Here is a 3,247-nt window from a genome sequence, read left to right as displayed (position 1 = left end):
GGGTCGGGCAGCTCGGGTTCCGGGCGCAGCGACGGCCAGCGGGACCAGCCGGCCAGCAGGGTGTACGTCACGGCGGCGGCGAACGCCGGCAGCAACACGTTGCCGAAGGGCACCGGCAGCACGCCGAATACCCACTCGATGCCGCCGGCGCGCAGGTCGGCGGGCTTGCTGAAGGCGGTGCCGTCCGGGGCGCCGGCCAGCAGCCGCTCGTAGCCGGCCAGCCCGATGCGGCGGCCCAGCTGCCAGGCGACCAGCGCGGCCCCGAGCGCGCCGAGGGCGGTCACGCCGAGCACGGCGGGCCCTCGGCGGCGGCGCAGCACCACCCACAGCCCGATCGCGACGAGCACCCCGAACCCGAACCCGAGCAGGCTGAACCAGCCGTCGGCAGCGATCGGCTGCTCTGGCTGGGGCTGAGCGTAGATCGCGCCGCCGGGGGTCTTGATCACGGGGGTTTCCGGCGCCACGACGGCCCACAGCAGGCCGAGCGGCACCCCCAGCGCGGTGAGCCCGAGCAGGGTCGCGGCGGCCACCGCCACGCCGCGCCGGGCCGGGCCGGGCGGCTGCGGGGCGCCGGCGTACGCCGGGGGCCAGGACAGCCCGGGCGGCGGCCAGGAGCCGGCCTGCGGCCCGGCATCGGGCGAGACGGCCGCCGAGGGGCCGGCGGATGCCGGATCGGCACCACCCGGCTCGTCGGGACGGTCGACGGGCCGGTGCGGTTCGGGGGTGTCCGGGCTCACCGGACGATCTTCTCAGGTGAGGCTGTGCTGCGGGGCGTCGGTGGCCAGGCACCCACTCAGCGGGCGAACGGCTCCAACATCACCGCGGCGGCCCGCAGCCACGCCTGCCGGGTCTCGGGCTGGAGCTGGTGGTAGTCGATCGAGGAGCCGGTCTCCAGCGCCGGATCGTACGGCACCACGGCCACCGCCCTGGTGCGGGTGGCGAAGTGCCGCTCCAGGTCGGCCTGGAGGCTGGTGCGACCCGGCGTGGGGCAGGAGATCAGGGTCACCGCGTTGTCGGCCAGTTCGCCCATGCCCACCTCGTGCAGCAGGTCCAGCATCCAGTCGGCGCTGAACGCGGCGTCCTCCCGGGGCACGGTGGTCACCACGAGCTGGTCGGCGGCGTTCATGACCGTCCGCCAGTTCGGGCTCTCCACGTTGTTGCCGGTGTCCACGCAGACCACGTCGTGGGTGCGGCGCAGCAGCTCCAGCACCCGCTTGACGGTGAACTGGTCCAAACGCTGAGCGAACCGCGGGCTCTCCTCGCCGGCCAACACGTCGTACGAGCCGTCGGAGGCGTGCCGCAGGTAGTCGTCGAGGGCGGCCAGCAGCTCGGCCCCCTCGCGAATCTCGATATGCGCCAGGTCGCTGATCAGGTGCCGGATCGTCCGGGCGTGCCGGGCGCTGCCCGCGCGCAGCCCGAGGGTGCCCCGAAGCTCGTTGTCGTCCCACGCCAGCACGCCCCGGCCACGGACACTACCGACGGTGGCGGCGGCGAGCACCGTGGCGGTGGTCTTGTGCACCCCGCCCTTCGGGTTGGCGAAGGCGAGCACCCGGGGGGTGCCCAGGTCACGGCGGAGAACGGCGGCGGCCCTCTCCTGCTCGTCCTGCGGGGTCTGCGCACGCCACTCGATCCGGGCCGGCTCGATCCGCGCCGGGTATCCCCGGTCGGCCGCCACCGCCGGCGGGTACGCCGGCTCCGGCTGGTAGGTCGGCTCGGGCTGGAACGTCGGCGGCTGCGGGTACGCCGGGTCCGGCGGGGCGTAGCCGGGCCGGTAGCCCTCGTCGAGCAGCGGCGCGTAGCGCGACTCCGTCGGCGGCGGTTCATGCCGGTAGCCGTTGTCGAGCAGCGCGTACCGCGACTCGGCCACCGGCTCCGGGTACCCCGGGTCGGGCCGGTAGCCCGGCTCGGACGGGTAGCCCGGCTCGGGCTGGTGGCCGGTCTGGGCGCGGTAGCCCGGCTCGGGCTGGTGGCCGGTCTGGGCGCGGTAGCCCGGGTCGGGCCGGTACGTCCCCTCCGCCTGGTAGCCGGGATCAGCGCCGTACGTCGGTTGCGGCGGCACGGCGGCCGAGCCCCGCCCGGACCAGCCGTTGCCCTGCCCACGCCGGGGCAGCGGCTCGCGCGGCGGCTCCTCCGCCCGACGGTCGGGCTCCCCGTGCTCGGCGGCCCGGCCGCCGAGGCGGGCACGGTCGAGCAGCGCCCGCCATCGCGGTGCCGCTTCGGCCGACCGACCCCAGCCGGTCTCGGTGCCGTCCAAGGCTCGCCCTCCCGCACCATCGATCTCCGCCTGACAGGCTACGAACGAAACCCTATTCGGACCACACCTGTCCGTGCACATCCACTGACGGCATCCTTGCCACATTCCGGGCCACGACGGCCGCCCGAGCCGTGTTTTTGGAGGTGGCACCCGGTGTCAGGGCTGCGGCCCCACCGTCGGGCGGCGGTGAGGAACTGATCACGGCCGGTGCCGCTTCCGACGAATCGCCCACCGCCGGGGCGGTCGGGACGAGCGCCGTGGACACGTCAGTCGCGCAGGATCGCCAGCGCGCGCGCCAGGTCGTCCGGGTACTCGCTGACAAAGGTCACCTCGTCGCCGGTGCGCGGATGCCGGAAGCTCAGCGACCGGGCGTGCAGCCACTGCCGGCCCAGCCCCAGCCGGCCCGACAGGGTCGGGTCCGCGCCGTAGGTCAGGTCGCCCACGCACGGGTGCCGCAGGGTCGAGAAGTGCACCCGGATCTGGTGCGTCCGGCCGGTCTCCAGCCTGACGTCGAGCAGGCTGGCGGCAGGGAACGCCTCCAGGGTGTCGTAGTGGGTGACGCTGGGCTTGCCGCCAGAGACCACGGCCCAGCGGTAGTCGTGGTGTGGGTGCCGGTCGATCGGGGCGTCGATGGTGCCGCGCAGCGGATCGGGGTGACCCTGCACGACGGCGTGATAGCGCTTCTCCACCTCGCGGTACTTGAAAGCCCGCTTCAACGCCGTGTACGCCTGCTCGCTCTTGGCCACCACCATGATCCCGGTGGTGCCCACGTCGAGGCGGTGCACCACGCCCTGGCGCTCGGCGGCGCCGCTGGTGGAGATGCGGTGCCCGATGCCGGCCAGGCCGCCGATCACCGTCGGCCCGCTCCAACCCGGGCTGGGGTGGGCGGCGACCCCGACCGGCTTGTCGACCACCACGATGTCGTCGTCGGCGTGGACGACCCTCAGGCCGGCCACCGCCTGCGGCACCACGGTCGGCGGGGCGGGCGGGGCG

General features: G+C 74.9%; 3 protein-coding genes. All 3 read right to left on the bottom strand.

Features of this window, described 5'->3' with window-relative positions; all coding sequences use genetic code 11:
• On the bottom strand, nt 1-737 hold a 737-nt coding region (locus E1193_RS30675; RefSeq protein ID WP_132186618.1), incomplete at its 3' end, for a DUF2567 domain-containing protein.
• Between the two features lie 56 nt (nt 738-793).
• Nucleotides 794-2,254 (bottom strand): AAA family ATPase, encoded by a 1,461-nt coding sequence (locus tag E1193_RS30670; protein ID WP_132186617.1) that lies wholly within the window; start codon nt 2,252-2,254, stop codon nt 794-796.
• Nucleotides 2,255-2,520: 266 nt separating this feature from the next.
• The coding region (locus E1193_RS30665) for an RluA family pseudouridine synthase (RefSeq protein ID WP_132186616.1) at nt 2,521-3,247 on the bottom strand (727 nt) is incomplete at its 5' end.

The sequence above is a fragment of the Micromonospora sp. KC606 genome (assembly GCF_004348675.1).
Lineage (GTDB): Bacteria > Actinomycetota > Actinomycetes > Mycobacteriales > Micromonosporaceae > Micromonospora.
This window is presented reverse-complemented; position numbering and strand designations above follow the sequence as displayed.